General features: G+C 66.8%; 22 protein-coding genes. 16 read left to right on the top strand and 6 right to left on the bottom strand.

The annotated features are described in order from the left end of the window. The first annotated feature begins 35 nt into the window (after positions 1-35). The 4 genes from EJO66_RS20740 (at position 36) to EJO66_RS20725 (ending at position 3,507) form a co-directional block, all read left to right on the top strand. A complete protein-coding gene (locus EJO66_RS20740) occupies positions 36-1,241 on the top strand; it encodes a pyridoxal phosphate-dependent aminotransferase (RefSeq protein ID WP_124960046.1) in 1,206 nt (401 codons plus the stop codon). A 17-nt stretch (positions 1,242-1,258) separates the two neighbouring features. Beyond that, positions 1,259-2,251 carry a Bug family tripartite tricarboxylate transporter substrate binding protein gene (locus EJO66_RS20735; protein WP_125965952.1) on the top strand — a complete coding sequence of 331 codons (993 nt, stop codon included), beginning with the start codon at positions 1,259-1,261 and terminating at the stop codon, positions 2,249-2,251. A 10-nt stretch (positions 2,252-2,261) separates the two neighbouring features. Beyond that, positions 2,262-2,951: an RraA family protein gene (locus EJO66_RS20730; RefSeq protein WP_125965951.1), complete on the top strand. Its 690-nt coding sequence runs from the start codon at positions 2,262-2,264 to the stop codon at positions 2,949-2,951. A gap of 280 nt (positions 2,952-3,231) precedes the next feature. Continuing rightward, positions 3,232-3,507 (top strand): hypothetical protein, encoded by a 276-nt coding sequence (locus EJO66_RS20725; protein WP_125965950.1) that lies wholly within the window; start codon positions 3,232-3,234, stop codon positions 3,505-3,507. Positions 3,508-3,988: 481 nt separating this feature from the next. Here EJO66_RS20725 and EJO66_RS20715 read toward each other — a convergent pair whose 3' ends face one another. After that, a complete protein-coding gene (locus EJO66_RS20715) occupies positions 3,989-4,312 on the bottom strand; it encodes a hypothetical protein (RefSeq protein ID WP_240648638.1) in 324 nt (107 codons plus the stop codon). A 45-nt stretch (positions 4,313-4,357) separates the two neighbouring features. Between EJO66_RS20715 and EJO66_RS20710 the strand changes: the two genes are divergently transcribed. Then, positions 4,358-4,561 (top strand): type II toxin-antitoxin system VapB family antitoxin, encoded by a 204-nt coding sequence (locus tag EJO66_RS20710; RefSeq protein ID WP_125965949.1) that lies wholly within the window; start codon positions 4,358-4,360, stop codon positions 4,559-4,561. Continuing rightward, complete coding sequence (locus EJO66_RS20705) at positions 4,558-4,938, top strand: type II toxin-antitoxin system VapC family toxin (RefSeq protein ID WP_124960041.1); 381 nt, start codon at positions 4,558-4,560, stop codon at positions 4,936-4,938. The genes EJO66_RS20710 and EJO66_RS20705 overlap by 4 nt, the downstream gene beginning before the upstream one ends. Before the next feature lie 91 nt (positions 4,939-5,029). Here the strand turns inward: EJO66_RS20705 and EJO66_RS20700 are convergent, their stop codons facing one another. Beyond that, positions 5,030-8,632, bottom strand: a complete 3,603-nt coding sequence (locus EJO66_RS20700) for an indolepyruvate ferredoxin oxidoreductase family protein (protein ID WP_125965948.1) — start codon at positions 8,630-8,632, stop codon at positions 5,030-5,032. Between the two features lie 92 nt (positions 8,633-8,724). On the opposite strand from EJO66_RS20700, the gene EJO66_RS20695 reads away from it, so the two are divergent. From EJO66_RS20695 to EJO66_RS33030, 6 genes are all read left to right on the top strand, one after another. Then, positions 8,725-9,243 (top strand): Lrp/AsnC family transcriptional regulator, encoded by a 519-nt coding sequence (locus tag EJO66_RS20695; RefSeq protein ID WP_124960039.1) that lies wholly within the window; start codon positions 8,725-8,727, stop codon positions 9,241-9,243. Positions 9,244-9,418: 175 nt separating this feature from the next. Continuing rightward, entirely contained in the window at positions 9,419-9,652 is a 234-nt protein-coding gene (locus EJO66_RS20690) for a hypothetical protein (RefSeq protein WP_124960038.1), read from the top strand. A 365-nt stretch (positions 9,653-10,017) separates the two neighbouring features. Next, a complete protein-coding gene (gene pabB / locus EJO66_RS20685; RefSeq protein WP_124960037.1) occupies positions 10,018-12,216 on the top strand; it encodes an aminodeoxychorismate synthase component I in 2,199 nt (732 codons plus the stop codon). Further along, a complete protein-coding gene (locus EJO66_RS20680; protein ID WP_240648635.1) occupies positions 12,209-13,072 on the top strand; it encodes a DMT family transporter in 864 nt (287 codons plus the stop codon). The genes pabB and EJO66_RS20680 overlap by 8 nt, the downstream gene beginning before the upstream one ends. A gap of 171 nt (positions 13,073-13,243) precedes the next feature. Beyond that, a complete protein-coding gene (locus EJO66_RS33035; RefSeq protein WP_223262338.1) occupies positions 13,244-13,642 on the top strand; it encodes a nucleotidyl transferase AbiEii/AbiGii toxin family protein in 399 nt (132 codons plus the stop codon). Beyond that, complete coding sequence (locus EJO66_RS33030) at positions 13,608-14,153, top strand: nucleotidyl transferase AbiEii/AbiGii toxin family protein (RefSeq protein ID WP_240648633.1); 546 nt, start codon at positions 13,608-13,610, stop codon at positions 14,151-14,153. The genes EJO66_RS33035 and EJO66_RS33030 overlap by 35 nt, the downstream gene beginning before the upstream one ends. On the opposite strand, the gene EJO66_RS20670 is transcribed toward EJO66_RS33030, so the two are convergent. Continuing rightward, positions 14,150-15,034, bottom strand: a complete 885-nt coding sequence (locus EJO66_RS20670; protein WP_124960036.1) for a type IV toxin-antitoxin system AbiEi family antitoxin domain-containing protein — start codon at positions 15,032-15,034, stop codon at positions 14,150-14,152. The two genes, EJO66_RS33030 and EJO66_RS20670, sit on opposite strands and share 4 nt — an antisense overlap. Positions 15,035-15,772: 738 nt before the next feature. Between EJO66_RS20670 and EJO66_RS20665 the strand changes: the two genes are divergently transcribed. Continuing rightward, positions 15,773-16,435, top strand: coding sequence for an acyl-homoserine-lactone synthase (locus EJO66_RS20665; protein WP_124960035.1), 663 nt, complete (start codon positions 15,773-15,775; stop codon positions 16,433-16,435). Here the strand turns inward: EJO66_RS20665 and EJO66_RS20660 are convergent. Continuing rightward, positions 16,412-17,119, bottom strand: a complete 708-nt coding sequence (locus EJO66_RS20660) for an autoinducer binding domain-containing protein (protein WP_124960034.1) — start codon at positions 17,117-17,119, stop codon at positions 16,412-16,414. The genes EJO66_RS20665 and EJO66_RS20660 overlap by 24 nt on opposite strands. 310 nt (positions 17,120-17,429) lie before the next feature. On the opposite strand from EJO66_RS20660, the gene EJO66_RS20655 reads away from it, so the two are divergent. Continuing rightward, positions 17,430-18,413 (top strand): helix-turn-helix domain-containing protein, encoded by a 984-nt coding sequence (locus EJO66_RS20655; RefSeq protein WP_124960033.1) that lies wholly within the window; start codon positions 17,430-17,432, stop codon positions 18,411-18,413. Between the two features lie 54 nt (positions 18,414-18,467). Here the strand turns inward: EJO66_RS20655 and EJO66_RS20650 are convergent, their stop codons facing one another. Both EJO66_RS20650 and EJO66_RS20645 read right to left on the bottom strand, forming a co-directional pair. Further along, positions 18,468-19,367, bottom strand: coding sequence for a ParB/RepB/Spo0J family partition protein (locus EJO66_RS20650; RefSeq protein ID WP_124960032.1), 900 nt, complete (start codon positions 19,365-19,367; stop codon positions 18,468-18,470). Then, positions 19,364-20,152: a ParA family protein gene (locus tag EJO66_RS20645; protein ID WP_124960031.1), complete on the bottom strand. Its 789-nt coding sequence runs from the start codon at positions 20,150-20,152 to the stop codon at positions 19,364-19,366. The genes EJO66_RS20650 and EJO66_RS20645 overlap by 4 nt, the downstream gene beginning before the upstream one ends. Positions 20,153-20,389: 237 nt before the next feature. On the opposite strand from EJO66_RS20645, the gene EJO66_RS20640 reads away from it, so the two are divergent. Further along, on the top strand, positions 20,390-20,950 hold the full coding sequence (locus tag EJO66_RS20640) for a hypothetical protein (RefSeq protein ID WP_223262336.1): 561 nt from the start codon (positions 20,390-20,392) through the stop codon (positions 20,948-20,950). 4 nt (positions 20,951-20,954) lie between these two features. Beyond that, on the top strand, positions 20,955-21,287 hold the full coding sequence (locus EJO66_RS20635) for a TrbC/VirB2 family protein (protein ID WP_124960030.1): 333 nt from the start codon (positions 20,955-20,957) through the stop codon (positions 21,285-21,287). Positions 21,288-21,294: the final 7 nt, after the last annotated feature.

Genomic DNA, 21,294 nt, shown 5'->3' with positions numbered 1-21,294 from the left:
TTGTCCCGCAGCGCATGGCCTTTGATACTGCGCCCATGCTCCATATCGCCCCCCGGCTCCACCGCATCAAACCCTCCCCCAGCTCCATGGCCGGCCAACGTGCGCGCGAACTGCGCGCCTTGGGCCGGGACATCCTGAGCCTGACCGCCGGCGAGCCCGACTTCGAGACGCCCGAGCACATCAAGGAGGCGGCAACCCGCGCCATGGCTGCCGGCCAGACCCGGTACACCGACGTCGGCGGCACGCCGGCGCTGAAGGAGGCCATTGCCGCCAAGCTCCAGAACGAAAACGGCCTGAACTACGCGCCGGGCGAAATCATCGTCGGCACCGGTGCCAAGCAGGTGATCTTCAACGCTCTCATGTGCACCGTGGCGGCGGGCGACGAGGTCATCGTGCCCGCCCCCTATTGGGTGTCGTACCCGGACATCGCCCTGCTGGCCGGCGGCGTGCCGGTGTTCGTCGACTGCCCGGCCGCCAACCGATTCAAGCTCCAGCCCGCGGATCTCGAGCGCGCCATCACCGGCAAGACACGCTGGCTGATGCTCAACTCGCCGAACAATCCGAGCGGCGCCACCTACACGCGCACCGAACTCCAGGCGCTGGCCGAGGTGCTGAGGCGCCACCCCCAGGTCTGGATACTGACCGACGACATCTACGAGCATCTGATCTATGGCGACGTCGAGTTCGCCACCATGGCCCAGGCGGCGCCCGACCTCAAGGACCGCACCCTCACGGTGAATGGCGTCTCCAAGGCCTACGCGATGACGGGCTGGCGCATCGGCTACGGCGCGGGTCCTTCGGAGCTGATCAAGGCGATGGTCAAGCTCCAGTCGCAAAGCACGTCCGGCCCCAACTCGATCGCCCAGGCTGCGGCCATCGCGGCGCTCGCGGGCCCGCAGGACATCGTTGCCGCGAACCGGAGGGAATATCAGCAGCGCCGCGACACGGTGGTTGCGGCGCTCAACGCCATCGACGGCATTCATTGCCAGGTGCCCGAGGGCGCCTTCTACGTCTTTGCTTCATGCAGCGCGCTGTTCGGCCTCTGTACGCCCAAGGGGGTGGAGATCGGCAGCAGCGACGACTGGATCATGCATTTGCTCGATGCGCAGGATCTGGCCGCGTTGCAAGGCAGTGCCTACGGCGTGCCGACGCACTTCCGGCTCTCTTTTGCCGCCAGCACCGAACAGCTGCTGGAGGGTTGCCGCCGCATTGCGCGGGCGCGCAACGAACTTGTCGTCTGAATGAACCAGGAACAGCCATGAACGTCCGATCGCTTCCTCACAAACTCCTCTTGCCGTGGCTCGTCGCCGGCACCGCCTGGCTGTGCGCCGCCCACGCGTTCGCGGCCGATCCCTTTCCGTCGAAACCGGTGAAGATCCTGGTCGGCTTTTCGCCCGGCGGCTCCAACGACGTCGTGGCGCGCCTGATCGCACCGAAGTTGGCAGAGGGGCTCGGTGCGCAAGTGCTGGTCGACAACAGGCCCGGCGCCGGCGGCAACATCGCGGTCTCGGCCATGCTCACGGCGCCCGCGGACGGGCACACGCTGCTGATGTGCACCACCGGAACCCTGTCGATCCAGCCGCACGTTCTGAAAAGCATGCCCTTCGACCCCGAGAAGGACATCGTGCCGGTCACGCAGGTCACCAACGCGCCCTACATGCTGATGGTCAACTCGACGCTGCCGGTGACCAGCGTCAAGGAGCTCGTCGCCTACGCCAAGCAGAAGCCGGGCGAACTCAACTTCGCTTCGTCCGGAACCGCGACGGGCGGCCACCTGGCGGGCGAGATGCTGAAGACGCGCGCAGGCATCGACATCGTTCACGTGGCCTACAAGGGGACCGGCCAGGCGATGACGGACCTGCTGGCGGGTCAGGTCTCGATGATCTTCGACCAGCCCGTGAGTTCGATGCAGTACGCGCGTTCGGGCAAGCTGCGCGCGCTGGCGGTGGCCAGTTCGCGCCGGCTGGCGGCGTTCCCCGATATTCCGACCGTGACGGAAGCCGGCATTCCCGACTTCGAACCCGTGACCTGGGCGGGCATCTGCGCCGCAAGGAATACGCCGCCGGCCGTCGTCGAGCGCATCCAGCGCGAAGTCGCCAGGGTGCTCGCGACGCCCGAAATCGCCAAGCGGCTCGCCGCCGACGGCCTGGAGCCCGTGGGAAGCACGCCCGAGCAGTTCCGTGCGTTCCTGGCGGCCGACAAGCGCAAGTGGGGCCGCGTGGTGAAAGACGCCGACGTCAAGGCCGAGTGAGAACAGCGACATGAAGAGCCCCTCTCCCGATATCGTGCGCGACTTCCCGCGCATTTCCCCTGAGCTGGTCGCACAGGCCTCGGCGTTCCAGCCCGCCATCCTGGCCGACGTCGCGGGCCGCCGCGGCGCCCTGCACGGCCGCATCGCGGCCCTGCGCCACCGCATGAAGCTCGCCGGCAGCGCGCTCACGGTGGAAGTGCGGCCGGGCGACAACCTGATGATCCACGCCGCCATTGCGCTGGCCAGGCCGGGCGACGTGCTGGTGATCGACGGCAAGGGCGACCAGACCGCTGCCCTCATGGGCACCATCATGATGAACGCCTGCCGGCAGGTCGGCATCGCCGGCGTGGTGGTCGACGGCGCGGTGCGCGACAGCCTCGAGATCGACGAGATGGACTTTCCCGTCTTTTCGGTCGGAACCAATCCCAACGGCCCGACCAAGCTGGCTTCAGGGCGGATCGGGCACCCCGTGTCCGTCGGCGGCGTGACCGTTCGTTCCGGTGACCTCGTGGTCGGCGATGCCGACGGCGTGGTCGTCATCGAGCGCGAAAGCGTGGAAGCGCTCCTCCAGGCCGCAGGCAGGAAGGTCGAGGACGAGGCCGCGCGGATCGAGGCGATCAAGAAGGGCAACACCGCCGCCAAGTGGCTGGACTCCGCGCTGCGCAGCGCGGGTGTGCTCAAGGAAAACGAGACGCTCTAGCAAAGCGCAGGGGGAACTATCGGCAGCCGAACGCCACGGCCCGCACCGCCCTTGAACCCGGCGGTGAACGATCTTCAACCTCCCTGCCGAGTGCCGCATCGATCGGCATCGCCGAAAGAAAAAGTGGGTCGGACACTTCATCAGATCGTGATGGATTTGGCAGAACTGATTTCAAATCATAACGAGACAGTTGCAACTGAGCTGTATACAAAGCTACATTTTGTCGACCAAAAACGGCCGGCATTTTTGGCACTGCAAGAGTCGGCAATCGGAGAATCGAATGCCCCTCTTGTTCCTGATGAGGCTGCAGCATGTGCAGCTTCCAGTCCGAGTTGCTGACCGTCGGGAAGTCCGGTATGTGTCGGTGCTTGTGGCCACTGGTCTGATCGAAGCCGAGATCACGACACTCAAGGCGACCGCCCGATACGCCGCATCCCAAGTGGCAACAGTGATTCGTATCACGGAGGACGGCCTTGCCGAAATCGCGAAGATGGGCGATGTACCCCAGTTCGTGAAAACCTCCATGCGATTCGCCCGAGGATTGCGCCTGATGTGACCTCGGGCGCAACCGCTGCATGAGCCCATCTTTGGCAATCCAAATCCGAAACCAAGACAGAACCGATCCTGTGGGCTTTCCTCGGCTCGGACTCATCCTTTCTTGGGACCGATGTCGAGATCCTCGACCCTCTTCTGCAGCTCGAGCAGACCGGCCGCCATGGCTGCCTTGGAGCTCGTCATGGAGTTCGACTGCGGGTGGAGGACGTCCCAACCATCGCCTTCGAGTTCGACCAAGCGCCAGCGGGAGGCGCCCTCTTCCCCTTCGATCCGGTGACGGCGATGCTGCGAAGTGGCTGCATGGCCTGATGGCCAACGGGATCCCGACCTCGGCAAGTCGGACGATCTCGTCTGTCTCGGCGCGCCAAGGATAACAAGTCCAGCGCACGGCTGGGCGGAATCGCTGACGGTGTCGCCCAAGAGCCCCGCAAACCAAGATTCGGGGCAACTGCCGGTCAGGTTTCGAGCGCCTGTTCGAGGTGTCAGGTGTGGCCGAGTTCCAGGCTGGCGACCACCCGGTCAACAGATCCAGGTCGCTCGGTGATTGGTTTCAGCCACTCCACGGCTGCAGCTTTCGGCGGCATCGATCGCAGGCGTTCGTCGCGCCACAGATCGCGGGCGGCATCCTCCAACTCGAGCGGGTCGACTGTGTGCCACTGCTGCTGCAGCCGATGCGTGCGCCCCCGATCCGCACTCACCTCGGGCGCAGGAAACGCGGCGTCCAAGCCGACGCGGTCTCGAAAGGGCTCGACCGTGGCGATTGCATCGCTCGTCACAAAGTTGGCCTTGTGCCAAGCGCGAGCCACGGCATGCGCCTTGGATAACATCAATATTGACGACGGAAATTAGCCATGAGAACTACTGTCACCATTGAAGACGCTCTCTACGAGGAAGCGCTCGCAGTTGCGGACCCCGGCATGGACAAAGCAGACCTCTTCAGGGAAGCGATCAAGACCTTCGTGAGGGTGCAAGCGGCCAAGCGACTTGCAGCCCTCGGGGGGCATGCTCCCGAGATGCCCGATGTGCCTCGCCGTCGCGAAGGCACGGGTTCGTGAAAACTGTCCTGGTCGACACCTCGGTCTGGGTTGACCACTTTCGCGCCCGCAATACCGCCTTGGAGCAATTGCTCGGACTGGATAAGGTATTGATGCATCCGATGGTTCTGGGGGAGCTTGCGTGCGGCACTCCGCCATCGCCCAAGCAGACGCTTGGCTATCTCCAGCACCTGCGGCAGATGCAGCAGGCGACCTTGCGGGAAGTGCTCGTCCTGATTGAGACGGAACGCCTGTTTGGAGTGGGGTGCAGGCTCGTCGACCTGACTCTGCTGGCATCCACGCTCATGACACCAGGGGCCGTGTTGTGGACCTTGGACAGGCGCCTGGGCGACTTGGCACAGCGATTTGCAGTGGCCCACCGCCCGGTCGGGCATTGAGCCCACGCTCGCTGATGTCGCCTTTTACCATCCGCAGCAAGATGCGCCGAACGTTGGCACAGCCGCGGCGCGCTCTGCGCTCGACCCGGGATCACTGCGACACGACCGCGATCCCTCTGAACTGCCCCGCCTTCGTCTTCTTCTCCGGCCGGGGATAGCGCTGCGGCGCGAAGCGGTGCAGCAGCTCCGCCTCGCGCTCGGTGGCGAGCGCAAGGTTGGCCAGCTTCACATGACCGAAGCCGCGGACCGAGAGCGGCAGCGCCGCGATCTGCGCGGCGAGCTGCTGGTTCGCCGGTGAAAGCTCGGCGACCAGCTCATCGAGCCGATGGTCGAACTGGATGATCATCGCGCGCTCCGTCCGGCGCTCCTGCGTGTAGCCGAACAGGTCGAACTTCGTGCCGCGCAGCCGCTTGCCGTGGGCCAGCCACTTCATCACTGGCAACATCCATGCGCCCAGGCGGATCTTGGCGGGCGCCTGGCCGTGCGCAGGGCGCGAAAGCAGCGGCGGGGCCATGTGGAATTCGAGCTTCAGCTCGCCTTCGAACTGATCTTTCAGCTTCTGCAGGAACGCGCCGTCGGTGTAGAGGCGCGCGACCTCGTACTCGTCCTTGTAGCTCATGAGCTTGAGCAGGCTGCGCGCCGCGTTGCGCGCGAAGGGCAGGCGCGTATCGCCGCCCGGCAGCGCGGACTCGGCCGCCTGCAGCGCGCGAATGCGCGTCTCGAAGCGGGCCGCCCAGGCGGCGTTCTGGTAGCCGGTGAGATGGCGGCGTGCATCGGCGAGCAGCGCGTCCAGCGGGCGCTCGTCGGCTTGCTGTGCCTGCGCGTCCAGCGGCGCGGCGCGCAGCTGGTCGAGCGCCGCGGGGTTCCCCGCCGCAAGCCGGCCCAGCGAGAACGCCGACTGGTTGGCCGCCACGGCCACGCCGTTGAGCTCGATCGCATGCATCAACGCCTCCAGGCTCAGCGGCACCAGGCCGCGCTGCCACGCATAGCCGGTCGCGACGATGTTCGCGGCCAGCGTGTCGCCGAGGAACTCCTCGGCCAGGCTCTGCGCGTCGAAGGTCTCGACCTGTGCCTCGCCCGCGACGAAGCGCATCTTCTCGAGCAGCAGATCCACGTGCAGCTCGGCATCGGGGTTGCGCAGCGACTCGGCCACCGGAATCTCGTGGATGTTCGCGAGCACGCGCGTGCGCCCGTGCCGCACGGTCTGCAGTGCGTCGGGCGAGGCGCCCACCACCACGTCGCACGCGAGGATGGCGTCGGCCTGCTGCGTGTCGATGCGCACCTGGTTCAGCCGCTCGGGCCTGTCGGCCAGCCGCACGAAGCTCAGCACCGAGCCGCCCTTCTGCGCGAAGCCCATGAAGTCGAGCACGCTGGCCGACTTGCCTTCGAGGTGCGCGGCCATCGCGATGACCGCGCCGACGGTCACCACGCCAGTGCCGCCCACGCCGGTCACCAGCAGGTCGTACGGGCCGGTCCACGCGTGCGGCGCCGGATGCGGCAGCGCAGCCACGCGGTGCAGGAAGGCATCGCGGCCGGCCGCGAGCGCCCCGCTCTTGCGGCGCAGCTTGCCGCCGGTGACGCCCACGAAGCTGGGGCAGAAGCCCTTGGCGCAGGCGTAGTCCTTGTTGCAGCTGGTCTGGTCGATCTTGCGCTTGCGGCCCATCGGCGTCTCGTTCGGCAGCACGGCCACGCAGTTGCTCTGCACGGTACAGTCGCCGCAGCCTTCGCATACCGCTTCGTTGATGAAGAGGCGCTTGGGCGGATCGGCCAGTTCGCCCTTCTTGCGGCGGCGGCGCTTCTCGGCGGCGCAGGTCTGCTCGTAGATGAGCACGGTCACGCCGGGCATCTCGCGCAGGCGCCGCTGCACCTCGTCGAGCGCGGCGCGGTCGTGGAATTCGGTGCCGTGCGGAAAGCGGCTCCTGATGGTGCCGTACTTGTCGATGGCATCGCTCACGACCACCACCTTGGTGACGCCTTCGGACTCCACCTGCCGCGCGATCGCGTCCACGCTGATGACCCCGTCGACCGGCTGGCCGCCGGTCATCGCGACCGCGTCGTTGAACAGGATCTTGTAGGTGAGCGTGGCCTTGGCCGCGACGGCCTGGCGGATCGCGAGGTAGCCCGAGTGGTAGTAGGTGCCGTCGCCGAGGTTCTGGAACACATGCGGGGTCTTCGTGAACATCGCGTGCGAGATCCAGTCGACACCCTCGCCGCCCATCTGGATGAGACCGGCCGTGCTGCGGTCCATCCAGTTGGCCATGAAGTGGCAGCCGATGCCCGCGCGCGCCGTCGATCCCTCGGGCACCTTGGTGCTGGTGTTGTGCGGGCAGCCGGCGCAGAAGTACGGCAGGCGCTTGACGGCGTCGCTCGCGTTGCCCAGCAGCTCGGGTGGGGTGAAGTCGCGCACATGCTGCAGGTGGTCGCCCAGGTCGTGGTTGTCGGGAAAGTGCGCGGCCAGCCAGTGCGCGACCAGCTCGATGAGACGCGAAGGGCGCAGCTCGCCGAGCGCGGACACGAGCGGCCGGCCTTCGCGGTCGTGCTTGCCCACGAGGACCGGGCGCGCGTCGGCGGGGGCGTTGTAGAAGATGTCGCGCAGCTGCGTCTCGACCACCGCGCCCTTCTCTTCCACGACGAGGATCTCGTCGAGCCCTTGCGCGAAGGCCTTCAGGCGCGTCTGCTCGACCGGAAAACTCAGCCCCACCTTGTAGAGCCGCACACCGGCGCGCGCGAGCTGCCCGGGCGTGAGCTCGAGGCGCCGCAGCACCTCCATCAGGTCGTGGTGCGCCTTGCCGCAGGTGACGATGCCCACCTTCGCATGCGGGCTCACGATGACGTGGCGGTCGATGCTGTTGCGCCTGGTGAACGCGGCCACCGCGGCGAGCTTGTCCTCCAGCCGCGACTCGATGCGCAGCGACGGGAGGTCGGGCCAGCGGTAGTGCAGGCCATCGGGCGGCGCGCGGTGGCCGGTGGCGGCGCGCACGGCGTCGGCGTCTTCCCAGGCGGCCACACGCGCATTCACCGCACCGAGGTCCACGGTGCCCGCGCTCTCGACGATCTCGGACAGCGCCGCCATGCCAACCCACGCGCCCGAATAGCGCGACAGTTCGTAGCCATACAGGCCGAACTCCAGGTACTCGGCCACGCTCGCGGGCTGCATCACGGGCATGCGCCATGCCATGAAGGCGTGGTCGCTCTGGTGCGGCATCGACGACGACACGCAGCCGTGGTCGTCGCCCGCCACCACCAGCACGCCGCCGTGCGGCGACGAGCCATACGCATTGCCGTGCTTGAGCGCATCGCCCGCGCGGTCCACGCCCGGGCCCTTGCCGTACCACATGGCGTACACGCCGTCGACGGTGCGCTCGGGGTCAGATTCCACGCGCTGCGTGCCCAGCACCTGCGTGGCCGCGAGCTCCTCGTTCACGGCGGGCACGAAGCGGATGCCGGTTTCCTTGAAGCGGTCGCCGGCCTTCCAGATGGCCTGGTCGACCATGCCCAGCGGTGAGCCGCGGTAGCCGCTGACGAAGCCCTGCGTGTGCAGGCCGCGCGCCGCGTCGCGCCGTCCCTGCATCGCCAGGATGCGGATCAGCGCCTGTGTGCCGGTGATGAAGACGGAGCCGGCATCGGCCCAGAGGTTGTCGGAAAGCTGGTAGTCGGGCCGTCGGAGCGCGGTCGTCTTGTGGGGGGCGTTCATGCCCGGAATTGTTCTGCCGCCCCCCAAGTAAGTGTTTCTTCAATACACTGGCGCAGACCCTTGTTTGAAGAAGAATCCTCTCGGAAATCGCGATGAAAGTTGATTCTGTTTCTCTTGACGAACATTGCCTCAAGATCCTTTCTGCACTGCAGCACGACGGGCGACAGACCGTGCAGCAGATTTCCGAGGTCGTCGGGCTCTCGCCCACGCCCTGCTGGAAGCGCATCAGGGACATGGAGGCCGCCGGCGTCATCCGCGGCTACACGGCCTTGATCGACCCCGAACTGGTGGGCTTGCATGTCTCGGCCGTGGCGGAAGTGAACCTCGACCGGCACAGCGAGGCGATGGTGCAGCGCTTCGAAGCGGTGGTGGCCGCGTGCCCGCAGATCATTCGCTGCGTGTCAGCCACCGGGCCGGCGGACTACATCCTCCACGTGACCGTGCCGGACATGAAGCACTACGAGCGCTTCCTGCACGAGGTGCTTTTCAGCCTGCCAGGCGTGACGCACGTGCGCTCGAGCATCGTGCTGCGCGAGATCAAGTCGGAGGTGGCGCTGCCGCTGGGCCACCTGCTCGGCACGAAGACGGGCGCGGCGGCTTCGCGGCGCTAGACGGCGTGTGCGCCCGGCAGCCCGCCGGGGCCGCCCTGCACCACCGGCGGTCGACGCAAGCACCCTGGGGCGCGCCGCGCGTTCGTCACCGGGGCGCGGTCCGTGCGGAACGTGCACTTCGCACCATGTAGATTCCGCCTCAGCCGCCCTCGACACCTCATCCTCATCCGCTGACATGGCTTTTCCGTCCTCCGTTCAAGGCCTGCGTCGGCTCAGGCGCAATTCCAGGACCCTGCTGGCATCGCCGCAGCGCCCGGGCTGGATCGGGACATCGGCGCCTCGGCTGAACGACTACGCTGTGCGCAACCCGGTCGCATCGCTCAGCGCGGCGACGCTGACGGTCGGCGGCTGGGTGGTCTTGCGCAAGGATGCCGTGGTCCTCTGGACCCCGGGTTCTCCCACGCGCTAGACCGGCGCCGTGCGGCCGCCGGCCACGGCGGCCGGCGAGCGCAGAACCCGCCGCGCGCCGGCCCCCTCGTGGGCTTTGGCGGCGGACCATCGGAACTCGCGCTTGCGCGGGATCGCGGGTCCTCACGCCGACCCGCGCCTTCCGAAGGCGCCGTCCCAGCGGCAGGCCTTCGCCGCTCCCCTTCCCTCCAAAAGCCCCGGGCACGGACCGGAACACCGCGGAAATGCGAGCGACCGGACATGCGGGCGGTGAGCGCGCCGCATGCACAGGCGCTGCCGGCCTGCGCAACTAGCACATTGCGCAGTGGCGACATCCGCCTGATTCTTCAACGATGCACAGCCCCGCTTTCCGCCGAGGAGCCTTCCATGCGCACGCTGTTGATCGACAACTACGACTCGTTCACCTACAACCTCTACCAGTATCTGGCGGCCTGCAACGGCGAGCCCCCGATCGTGCTGCGCAACAACGAAATGCACTGGGACGAGGTCGAGCGCATGCACTTCGACAACATCGTGATCTCGCCGGGCCCCGGACGTCCGCAGCGGCGCGCCGACCTCGGCATCTCGGCGGACGCGCTGCAGCGTTCGCGCAAGCCCGTGCTCGGCGTCTGCCTGGGCCACCAGGCCATCGCCCACCACTGCGGCGCCCGTGTCGACCTGGCGGTGCGACCGATGCACGGACGCCTGGACCGTGTCTCGCACGCGCAGCGCGATCTCTTCGCCGGCATCCCGGACCGCTTCGAGGCGGTGCGCTACCACTCGCTCGCAGTCACGCAGCTGCCTTCCACCCTGGAGCCGCTCGCCTGGACGTCCGACGGCACATTGATGGGACTGCGTCACGTCTCCCTGCCCTGGTGGGGGGTGCAGTTCCATCCGGAGTCGATCTGCACCGAATTCGGCGCACGGCTGCTGCGCAACTTCAGGGACCTGACGCTGGAGTGGCTCGCACAGGCGCCCCGGCGCGAGGCACGGAATCGCTTCGGACTCCCGCTGCGCTTCGAAGGCCCGCAGGCGTTGTCGCTGCATGCGGAGTGCATCGACACCGCAGCCGATGCCGAGGCCGTGTTCATGGGAACGTTCGCGCAGCGCGACTGCGTTTTCTGGTTGGACAGCAGCCTCGCCGAGCCCGGGCGGGCGCGCTTCTCCTTCATGGGCGACGCGAGCGGCCCGCGCGCCCAGGTGCTGAACTACCGCACCGCCCCGCGCGAACTGATGGTGCGCCGGGGCGACGTCGTCCAGGTGCGCGACGAGAGCATCTTCGACTACCTGCGCGACCACCTGCCGGGCCAGCCGCCTGCGGGTCCCCCGCTTCCCTTCGACTTCGCGTGCGGCTTCGTGGGCTACTTCGGCTATGAGCTCAAGCGGGAGCTGGACGGCACGCACGCCCACGACGCGGACACCCCGGACGCGATGTGGATCCTCGCCGACCGCTTCCTCGCCTTCGACCACGCCGAGCAACAGGTCTGGATCGTCTGCCTGGATGAGGCGACGCCGTGCAACGAGAATCGCCGCTGGATGCAGACCATGCGCGCGCGGCTGGCAGGCGCACAGGCGACCGCGCCGGACGACAGCGCGGCCGCGGCCCGCGATCTGCAGCCACTGGCCTGGCGGATCGACCTGGCGATCTACCGGGAGCTGATCCTGCGCTGTCAGCACGAGATCCTGCAGGGCGAGACCTACGAGGTCTGCCTCACGAACCAACTGGTCGGCGAAGGGCGCATCCATCCGCTGGAGATCTACCGGATCTTGCGCAGGCACAACCCTGCCCCCTATGCGGCCTACCTGCGCATCGGCGGCTATGCCGTGCTGTGCGCCTCGCCCGAACTCTTCCTGCGCATCTCCAGCGCCGGCGATGTGGAATCGAAGCCCATCAAGGGCACCGCGGCGCGCGGCGCGACGCCGGCCGAGGACCAGGCGATCGCGGACGCCATGGTCGCCGACGAGAAGACCCGCGCGGAGAACCTGATGATCGTGGACCTGCTGCGCAACGACCTCAACCGGGTCTGCGAGATCGACAGCGTTCACGTGCCGAGCCTGTTCGCGGTCGAGACCTATGCCACCGTGCACCAGCTGGTCAGCACAATCCGGGGGCGGCTGCGCGCGGACCTCGGAGCGGTCGACTGCATCCGCGCCGCGTTCCCCGGCGGCTCCATGACGGGTGCGCCGAAGGTGCGCACGATGAAGATCCTGGACGAACTCGAGGCGGCGGCCCGCGGCATCTACTCGGGCAGCATCGGCTATCTGTCGCTCAACGGCGCGGCCCAGCTCAACATCGTGATCCGCACCCTGGTGTCGGCCAACGGCCGCGTCTCCATCGGCGCCGGTGGCGCCATCGTCGCCATGTCCGATCCGGACGCCGAGGTCGAGGAGATCGTTCTGAAGGCGCAGGCGCTGTGGGACGTCCTCAGGCGTTGCGGCGCACCGCTCGGTCCGCGGCCGGGGACGGCGCCGGATGCCCGCGCCGCGGGCGATCCCGGCGTTCCGCCGCTCCCCGAGCCGCCGTCGGCGCCCGCGATCCCGCAGGCCACCCCCGCGCCGTCCCCGCCCGCTTCCGGCAATGGCTAGCGCACAGGCCAACCGCCGCGGAATCCTGCTCATGCTGGTGGCCATGGGCTGCTACGTGCTCAACGATGTTTTCGTGAAGCTGGCAGCGCAGAGCCTCCCACCCGGGCAGGTCCTGGCCGTGCGCGGCGCCTTCGCCACCCTCTTTGTCCTGGCCCTCGCCCGCGGGACACGCGCCGGCTGGCGCACGGCACTGCGGCCGATCGTCGGCGTGCGATGCGGGCTCGAGATCACGACCGCCCTCAGTTCCGTCGTCGCCCTGTCGCTCGCGCCGCTCGCCACGGTCAGCACGCTCATGATGACCGCGCCGCTGATGATTGCCGCCACTGCGATGGCGCTGCGATGGGAGTCTTGGCATGGGGGCCGACTGCTCGCCACCGCGGCGGGATTCGCCGGCGTCCTGCTGGTGATCCGGCCGTCCGCGCGGTCCGAGGTCCCTGCAGCCGGCCTCGCCTGCGCGTTGTTGTGTGCCGCCTCGCTCGCCGCGCGCGACCTGGTGACGCGGCGCATTCCCGCCACGGTCCCGTCGTCGATCATCGCCGTGGCGACCACGCTCGCGGTGTGCCTGGCGGGCCTGCTGCTGGGACTCGTGGAACGCTGGGCGCCGCTCACGCGCCACGAGCTCGGCATGCTCGCTGCGGCGGCGGGTTGCGCGGCACTGGGCAACTACGCGCTCATCGTGGGCTGCCGCGGCGTCGATCTCTCGGTCGTCACGCCCTTTCGCTACAGCCTGATCGTCTGGGCCCTGCTGTTGGGATACGCGATCTGGGGCGACATGCCGCGCCCCGAGGCCGCTGTGGGCGTGATCCTGATCGTCGCGGCCGGTGCCTTCACCGTCTGGGCAGCACGCCGTCCGTGAGCGAACCACCCGGATCCTTCGCCTGCGGCGGGGCGGCCCGGAAAATTGGTTTGCACCACGAGTGCTTGGGAGCCGAGTGTTGAGAACGCCCGCCGCTACGATCCAGAGTCGTTCACCTGCAACGGACGGTTTCACCGGTTCGGTTGTTTCCCACGAAAAGGACCCACAGCCATGGCGAAGAACAAGGTCGAGAAGACTGCAGAGGCAACAGCCGTCGAAAAAATCAAGCGGCTGGCCGTCATGGCCATGTTTTCGGACGATGAGTTGCTGGAGGAGCTGGTACTCAAGGGCGGCAATGCCATGGCGCTGATCCACCGGCTCAGCGCACGAGCCTCGGTGGATCTCGATTTCTCGATGAAACTCGATTTCCCTGAGGGCGTGGAAGCCACTCTCAAGCGCCTCAGCGCAGCGCTGGAAAAAACTTTCAGGGCTGCGGCCTACGAGGCCTTCGACATCAAGATGGAAGAGAGGCCTGGCACCATGTCCGAAGACTTGGCGGGCTTTTGGGGGTGGGTACGCGGTCGAGTTCAAGCTTGTGGATGCGGCCTTTTTCGGCGAGCACAAGGGTGACCTGGAGGCACTGCGTCGCAACGCCGTCACGATCGGGCAAGGCAAGAAGTTCCTGATTGACATCAGCCGCTTCGAGTGCACCGATGGCAAGCAGGAGGCTGATCTCGATGGCTATCGAATCTACGTGTACTCACCGACCATGATCGTGTGCGAGAAGCTGCGAGCGCTTTGCCAACAGATGGACGAGTACATGCCCATCATTAGACGGTCCAGGCCGGGAAGTCCTCGAGCACGGGATGTCATCGACATCTACACATTGATGGAGACGTTGAAATTGAACGTTTGCTCGGGCGAGGCGATCGACATGCTGGTTGAAATGTTCCGCCTCAAGCGCGTACCGACCGAATGGCTCGGTCTGCTCCAGAACTACAGAGAGTTTCACCGCCAGGACTTCCCGGCGGTGGTCGCCACCGTGAGTCCCGATGTTGAACTCGAAAGCTTCGATTTCTACTTCGACTACGTCGTGCGCATCGCAGTGAGCGTGTCAGATCGACTGGCCGCCAAGGGCTAGAGGCCGCGCGGAACGTGAAGTCGCCACTGCTTCACATATTCCGAATCCGTCATCTCGTGCGTCAGATAGAAGTCGTACTCCATGGGGAAGCTTCTTACCAGGTCGAGTTGCTTGGGGCGGTATCCAGCGCGCTCCATGTAATAGCCAATTGCCTGGTGATAGGGGTAGATGAAGCCCAATTTCCTCAGCATGGCACACAGACCATTGACCGACACCTGTTCTTTGGCCAGTTCGAAGGCCTTGGCAACCTCGAAGACGCCTCCTGTGTAGATGGGCCTCACGACTGCATCGATGAGTGTTCGCTCCACGTTGGTCAGGCGAACAGTCGCGTCTTCTGCAGCGCCATATTTCACGGTCTGCGTCACGACACCGAGTTGGAGGGTCTTTGCGCTGTTGACAAGAACGATCCGCCGGTCACCGAAGGTCACCGCATTTTGAGTCGCCCTGGCGGGCTTCGCGAAGGCCTCATCGATCGCTGCTTGGTCGACATCCGCGCGAGGGGTCTCGGTGGAGCGCTCGTGGCTGATGTAGATGCTCGTTGGAATCTGCTCCGTAAGGCCGTGCATGCGGGCCGCGGTGTAGTGGCTGAAGTAGCTGTTCGCCTTCAAGTGAAGCAGCATTTCCAAGGTCGGCACGCTTCCCCAGACGTAGAGTTTTTCCACCCTGTTGGGGAAGTCGAACTCGAACACTTGGAGATCGGCGCTTTTTGCCAGGAAGCCGATGAACTCGTCGATGGTCGTCTTCTGTGCCAACCTCCACCCGCGCCGCTCGGCAGAAAGAATCGCGCCGATCTCGCGATACTTGAGAACGTGTGGCCCTTTTTCGTTGAAGCGCGCAACGATGTCTGCCTTGGCGATCTGGATGCGCGAGCGATTTACCACGCAGGACCCCCTCGGGTTGTATGCGAGACAGAAAAACGCAGTCTTGATGTGCTACGGAGCATTTATGCTCCGTAGCATACATCTCCATGATTTGTCTGTCAAATCCCTCTCCCACCGGGAAAGGACTTGCGTATGGCAGGATTTTTGCTATGCTATGGAGCATAAATGCTCCATAGCACGGCTTTTTGATATTTATATCGATAGCAGCCCCTTCTCTGCACCAGTCAGGACCGAACAGGAGGGCCGCACACCCCGCCTCGAAGCGAAGCTTCTGCCTCGAAAAGGTTATAATAAGTAGCTTATAAGCTACTTATTACGAAATACTGAGCCAGCGGGCGGCTGCGAAAGAGTTGCCTGGACAGCTCTGCCTGATCAAGACAACTCATGCTTCCAGCAGCGCGAGCGCCGGCGGCTCGTCCATGAGCATCTGCTTGGGCAGTGCCCATTGAAGGAAGCTCCCCTGGTTCGCGACTGCCTGCCGACAATCAGGCTCACCGGCTCCTCGGGGCGGATGTCTATGCCTTGGCGACATGCCGGCTCCTTTCCTCCAGCGCCCGCGAATATCGCGTCGAACGCTTGCACGAAGCGGCCTTATTCGTGGAAGCGATCATGCACGGAACGCGAGCAACTGCACCGCAACAACGACGCCCTCGAACGTCGCCAACCCTATCAACTCTGACAGTGTCCCCGGTGTGCGTCATCAGGCTGTAATGCGGCCTCATTCAGCGAGGTGACCTCATGGAGATCATTGCGGGAACGATCGATTCTTTCTCAGCGGACGTGCTGTTCGACATGGCGCGCTACCGCTACGAGGTTTTCGTCGAGAAGCTGGGCTGGAAACTCCATACGCGCGGCCGGCTGGAACTCGACGAATTCGACCGGAAGGACACCATCTATCTGATCGCACGCAATCCGGACGGCGAGATCGTCGGCACGAGCCGCCTGTTGCCCACGCACCGGCCCTATCTTCTGGCCAGCCTCTTCCCGCAGCTGCTCGGCGACACGCCGGCGCCGTGCTCGCCCGACATCTGGGAACTGTCGCGATTCGCCGCCGGCGACGGCACGCGGCTCGGGATGGGCGGGGATCCCCATGGATGGTCGCTCGCGCTGGACATGCTGAGCGCCGCGATGCGGACCGTCGCCAAGGAGGGCGGACGACGGCTCATCAGCGCCTCGCCACTGGGCATCGAGCGCATCCTGCGTCGCACGGGCCTGTCCGCGCACCGTGCGGCACCGCCATTGCGGGTCGACGGCCAGCTTCTGTTCGCCTGCCTCATCGACGTGGACAAGAACTGGTGTCCGCGCCGGGACTGCCAGGCCGATGGGATCGGCCGAGTCGCCCGCCGGCCTGCGGACGAAGGGGTCGCTGCCACCCGTTCAGTTCAGGATCCCGAGACGTGAAGCGAACGCCGCGGCCGAGCTCTTGGTGGCGGCATCGAATCTCGCCATTGCGTTCCTCAGATGGAAATCGACCGTGGGCTTCGAGATGCAGAGGATGGCCGCGATTTCGTCGCTCGTCTTGCCGTCGCCCGTCCAGCGCAGCACCTCCACCTGCCGCTTCGTCAGCGGTTCAATCCCCGCGAGCGGGCCGCTCAGGAGGCGGCAGAACGCGCGGTGGGCTTTATTCACCAGCCACTGGAGCGAGGGGTCCTTGGCGCGCATCTCCGCGGCCGTCAGCGGTTCGCCCGAGCGGGCAAGCGACAGCATGCCGACTCGCGCGTCGGGCTCGAAGACCGATTGCGCCCAGCCGACACGCAGGCCGAAAGAGCGCGCCTCGTCCCACATCTGCGGCGCGTCCCGGAAGACTTCGTTGCTCCAGACCACGGGCGCCCCGCTGTGCACGCCGTGGGCGACGGTGGGATCCACTTGGAGATATCCCGCACTGATGTACCGGCGGCTCCATCGTTCATCGTAGGTGCTGAACATCAAAGTCTTCGGCCGGGTGAAGGGCACAAGGGTGCGCAGCCCGTAGGCGCAATGCTCGAAGCCGAGCTGCCTGGCTGCCACGCTGACCTGCGCGAGCACCTGGGATGGTTCGCTGGCCTCGTTCAACCGACCGAGAACATCTTGGGTCCACTTGTTCATAGGTGCACTTCCTGCGTCGTCGGCACCCCCACCTTCTTCGCGGGCGCGGTCGACGCTCCCGCGGCGCAGCCCGGCGGGCGGCCCAGCCGCCTGAACCGACCCGCGCTGCGCCTGCCTGCGGCGTGCGCGTGGCGGGTCGTTCAGCGCGTGATGGAGGCAAGGGTGCGACAGTCTAGGAGCGCCTCGCGGAGCCCGGAGGCAAAATTCACCACCATTTCTGCCAATTTCGCGAGCCTGCCTTCGCGCACTGGCGCGGTGCGGCCCAGGGTCAGAAGATTGCGGATCGATCCCCCTACGTTGGCTTCTCACGATGCACAAGGTCTGGCTGCTGCTGCTTCCCGGCTTCCTTCTTCTCGACGTTCTCCGCATGCTCGCGGTCTTCAAGGCCGCCAATGCCTCCTTGCGCCGGACGCGCAACAAGAAACTCGCCGGCTACGACGTGCGGCTGGCCTCCGCCGCGGGCGGCCAAACCCTGAGTTCAAGCGGTGTGGCACTGTCGACGGATGCATTGCCGCACCGGCTCGCCGGGCGGGCGAGCACGCTCTTTATCAGCGGCGAACCCATTCCGGGCGCGGCCGAGGCGGCAGGCGTGCAGCGCCTGCGCGAATGGCTCTCCAGGAACCGACGGCGTCTGAGCCGCTGCGCCGTGCTGGGCGCGCAGGCATTGCTGCCGCCTGCGCCGGAGGCCCGCGTCGTGCAGCGACAGGGGCGTGCCACGCCGCCGGCGCTGCGCTGTGGCGGGCAGGGACCGGACCTGTTCGCGGCCGGCATGAGAACGCGCAGCTGGCGCATCATCGAACCGGGCCAGGGCGCCGATCTGGCGCTGTCCTGGATCGAGGAGGACCGGGGCGCCGCGTTTGTCGAAACGCTTGCCTCCCGCCTGCCCGGGCCGCGCAGCCGTCGCTGCGGCATGCTGCGCCGCCGCCGCTTACCGCTCGAGCCGCCCGCGCCCGACGCGCGGATCGGCGCGCTGCACCAGTGGATCGCGGCACATCTGCAAGAGAAGCTCAGCGTCGCCCGATTGGCGCAGGAGGTCCACATGTCCACGCGCTCCTTCGCGCGCTTTTATGAACGCGTGACGGGTCTCTCGCCAGGGCGGGGCGTGCAGCAGATCCGCCTTGATACCGCCTGTCGCCTGCTCGAGACGAGCACACGCCCCCTCAAGGCCATCGCCGCGCAGTGCGGCTATGGATCTCAGGAAGTAATGCGAAGAGCCTTCGTTCGCGACCTGCAGATGACGCCGCGCGAATACCGGCGCCGCCACGCGACGATGAAAGCTGCCGACGCGGCCTAGCAGGACCCTGTCCCGCCACCGGGTCTCGAGCCTCGCCGGCCAGCGCCGCCATTGCTATTCCTCCGTGGCCCAGCACACCAGCCGCAAGTCCGCCAGCGCCAGCATGGCGCGCGTGCCGTCGCCGAAGCGGACCTCGCCGACGTTGCCGTCCTTCGCCTTGATGCGCAAGGACCCGCGCCGTCCACCATGCTCGACCACCAGCACCGTACGGCCGCCGCTGATGGTCCTCGGGATCCCGTTTCCGGGCGGCGCCGCCGCCGAGCCGGCGACGGGCTCGGGCGATTGCGGGCGACTTCTGGTCTGGACACGTCCGATCGGGCCGCCCCGCGCGATCAGTTCCTGGAGTTCCTGCGGACGATCTCGCGCGACGGCCACCAACTGGTAGAGCACCCGCACATCCGCGCCGAGCCGCCCTTCCTCCACCGCTTCCCGCAACTGCGCCGGTGCGTCGCTGAGCCGCGCGGCCTCGGTGATGAAGGAACGCGGTTTGCCCAACCGGCGCGCGATCTCGGCGCGCGAATGGCCTTCTCCTTCCCGCTCGGCGATGAAGGCGGCCAGATCGAACGGCGACATGTCCTCGCGGTGCAGGTTCTCCGCCGCCTGCGCGAAGGGATCGACCCGCGGGTCCACGAACGCCGGAACGCAGGACAGGCCGGCCCGGCGCGCCGCGCGCACCCTGCGTTCGCCGCGGTTGACGATGTACCGGTCCGCGTGCTCGGGATGGCAGCGCAGGGACACCGGCTCCAGCACGCCATGCTCGCGGATCGATTCGGCGAGTTCCTCGATGCGTTCGCCCCGCATGCGACGGCGCGGCTGGCCGGGGTCGAAGTCGATGCGTTCGAGCGCCACCTGCGTCGGTGCGCCTGGGCCCGCAGGGGCGGCTTCGCCCGTGAGCAGATCGGCCGCCCTGAACCGCGACAGCGCACTCAGGTCCAGGCCGTCGGGCGCCTTCATGCCTGCGTATCCGCCGAAGTCGGCGCGTCCGAGCCGTCGATGCGTTGCTGCAGCAACTCGAACACCCTCATCACCTCGAGGCTCGCCTCGCGTGCCGCGCTCTTGGGCAGCCGCCACACGGGCACTCCCGCGGCCAGCGCCTCGGGAATGGCCGAACGGGTCGAGATCCGCGCCGGTATCACGAACTCCCGGAAGTTCAAGGCCAGGTCCTGCATCGCAGCCTTCTGCCGCAGCGAATGCGGATTGAACCGGTTCAGCACGATGGCCGCCATCCGCAATTGCGGGTTGTAGCGCCGCCTGACCCCGAAGACGGTCCGGAGCATGTCGGCGACGCCGTCGATGCTGTACTCCTCCAGCTCGATCGGACAGGCCACCGCATGGCCGGCAATCAGCGCCGCGCTCATGCGCAAGCCCAGCGCCGGGGGCGTGTCGATCACGACCGCGTCGAAATCCTGCGCCAGGCGCCTCACATTCCCGCGGAACAAAGGAATCACGAGGTCCGCCCTCGCGAGTTCGACGTCGGCCAGCTTTCTGCTGCCCGCCGCCAGCGCAATGGTCCGCTCGCGCGGCGGGGCGATCGGGCCCAGGTCCTGACCGAACAGTTCCACCGCTTCGGCGATCGCCGAGGACCGGCCCAGCGATTTCGAGCTGTTCGCCTGCGCGTCCAGATCGATCACGCACACCGACCGGCGTCGCACATCGGCCAGCCAGTATGCGTACAGCACCGCCAGCGTGGACTTGCCGACGCCGCCCTTCTGGTTGCCGAAGATGACCACGTTGCCCATGACTTGCTCCTCAGGCCTCGGCGCGGGACGCGCGTCTATCGCACCCGAACGGCGCGCTTCGCGGGCTGCCGCTGCAACTTGCAACAGGGCCCCACAGATGGCCGGAGCCGCCTCACTGGCCCACGATCGAACCGCCCTGCCGCGTCGCTCACGAAATATCGCCGCCTCGCGCTTTGCGACACCACTGTCAAAAACAATAGTCGACACACGCACGGGCAGAGGCGGACATTGCGCCCCATGCAAACAAACGACACTCAACGCGGGCATCCGACCGATGAAGGCCGACGCTCAGCCTGGCTTTCCATGCTCATGTTCGCCGGCTTGATGGCGCACGCGCGCCCCCTGTGGGCCCAGGCAGAGTCCAGCGCATCGCAGGGCGCCGGACCACAGCAGCAGGCGGCGCGCGACAACGATCGCATCGAGATCCTTCGCGAGGAGCTCAGGAAGTCGGAGGCGCAATTGGAAGGTCTCATGCGCCGCAAAGCCGAGCGGCTCGCCGCATCCGACCTGAAGACAGCCACCGAGGCCGAGGAACAGCGCGTCCGCACGCTCGGCGACATCGCGGCCATCCGGCGGGAGATCGCTTCGGCCTCTCATGTCGCCGCCCAGGCTACGGGGGTCAGGCCCATGGCCATTCAGGCCGCCAAGCACCCTTCCGCCGCCGGCAAGCGCGCGGCGCCAGCACCGTGGTGGGACGTCTACGGCAGCGGTCGGCGCATTGAATCGCCTGCTTCACTTTCTCCTGCGTCCCCGCCTGGGCAAGCGCCCGCGGGATCAGCCCCCGGCCCAACGGAGTAACGCCATGACCGCATGCTCGATCCACATCCGGCGCGCAGCGGCAGCCGGCATCCGTGTCAAATGGATCGGATGGCTGCTCATCGCCTGGCTCATCGCCGCCGCTCCTGCCGAAGTCGCCTGGGCGGGGAGCCCGTTCGCGACCGGTGCGAACGCGACCCAGCAACAGCTCGTCGCCATCCTGACGCCGCTGGCCGCGGTCGCCGTGATGGTCTCCGGCGCGATGGCCTGGTTCGGGCGCCTGAGCTGGTGGTGGATGGTCGCGGTCGTGATCGGCACTGTGCTTGTCTTCGGCGGCCCGCAGATCGTGTCCTGGATCCGGGGCCTGTTCGGGGTCTGAAGGGAGC

The organism is Variovorax beijingensis (genome assembly GCF_003951285.1).
GTDB lineage: Bacteria > Pseudomonadota > Gammaproteobacteria > Burkholderiales > Burkholderiaceae_C > Variovorax > Variovorax beijingensis.
This window is presented reverse-complemented; position numbering and strand designations above follow the sequence as displayed.

Bases quoted from the DNA above. Each gene is read 5' to 3' on its own strand.
- EJO66_RS20740 (WP_124960046.1), top strand. From the start codon at position 36: ATGCTCCATATCGCCCCCCGGCTCCACCGCATCAAACCCTCCCCCAGC.
- EJO66_RS20735 (WP_125965952.1), top strand. From the start codon at position 1,259: ATGAACGTCCGATCGCTTCCTCACAAACTCCTCTTGCCGTGGCTCGTC.
- EJO66_RS20730 (WP_125965951.1), top strand. From the start codon at position 2,262: ATGAAGAGCCCCTCTCCCGATATCGTGCGCGACTTCCCGCGCATTTCC.
- EJO66_RS20725 (WP_125965950.1), top strand. From the start codon at position 3,232: ATGCCCCTCTTGTTCCTGATGAGGCTGCAGCATGTGCAGCTTCCAGTC.
- EJO66_RS20710 (WP_125965949.1), top strand. From the start codon at position 4,358: ATGAGAACTACTGTCACCATTGAAGACGCTCTCTACGAGGAAGCGCTC.
- EJO66_RS20700 (WP_125965948.1), bottom strand. From the start codon at position 8,632: ATGAACGCCCCCCACAAGACGACCGCGCTCCGACGGCCCGACTACCAG.
- EJO66_RS20695 (WP_124960039.1), top strand. From the start codon at position 8,725: ATGAAAGTTGATTCTGTTTCTCTTGACGAACATTGCCTCAAGATCCTT.
- EJO66_RS20690 (WP_124960038.1), top strand. From the start codon at position 9,419: ATGGCTTTTCCGTCCTCCGTTCAAGGCCTGCGTCGGCTCAGGCGCAAT.
- pabB (WP_124960037.1), top strand. From the start codon at position 10,018: ATGCGCACGCTGTTGATCGACAACTACGACTCGTTCACCTACAACCTC.
- EJO66_RS20680 (WP_240648635.1), top strand. From the start codon at position 12,209: ATGGCTAGCGCACAGGCCAACCGCCGCGGAATCCTGCTCATGCTGGTG.
- EJO66_RS33035 (WP_223262338.1), top strand. From the start codon at position 13,244: ATGGCGAAGAACAAGGTCGAGAAGACTGCAGAGGCAACAGCCGTCGAA.
- EJO66_RS20665 (WP_124960035.1), top strand. From the start codon at position 15,773: ATGGAGATCATTGCGGGAACGATCGATTCTTTCTCAGCGGACGTGCTG.
- EJO66_RS20660 (WP_124960034.1), bottom strand. From the start codon at position 17,119: ATGAACAAGTGGACCCAAGATGTTCTCGGTCGGTTGAACGAGGCCAGC.
- EJO66_RS20655 (WP_124960033.1), top strand. From the start codon at position 17,430: ATGCACAAGGTCTGGCTGCTGCTGCTTCCCGGCTTCCTTCTTCTCGAC.
- EJO66_RS20650 (WP_124960032.1), bottom strand. From the start codon at position 19,367: ATGAAGGCGCCCGACGGCCTGGACCTGAGTGCGCTGTCGCGGTTCAGG.
- EJO66_RS20645 (WP_124960031.1), bottom strand. From the start codon at position 20,152: ATGGGCAACGTGGTCATCTTCGGCAACCAGAAGGGCGGCGTCGGCAAG.
- EJO66_RS20640 (WP_223262336.1), top strand. From the start codon at position 20,390: ATGCAAACAAACGACACTCAACGCGGGCATCCGACCGATGAAGGCCGA.
- EJO66_RS20635 (WP_124960030.1), top strand. From the start codon at position 20,955: ATGACCGCATGCTCGATCCACATCCGGCGCGCAGCGGCAGCCGGCATC.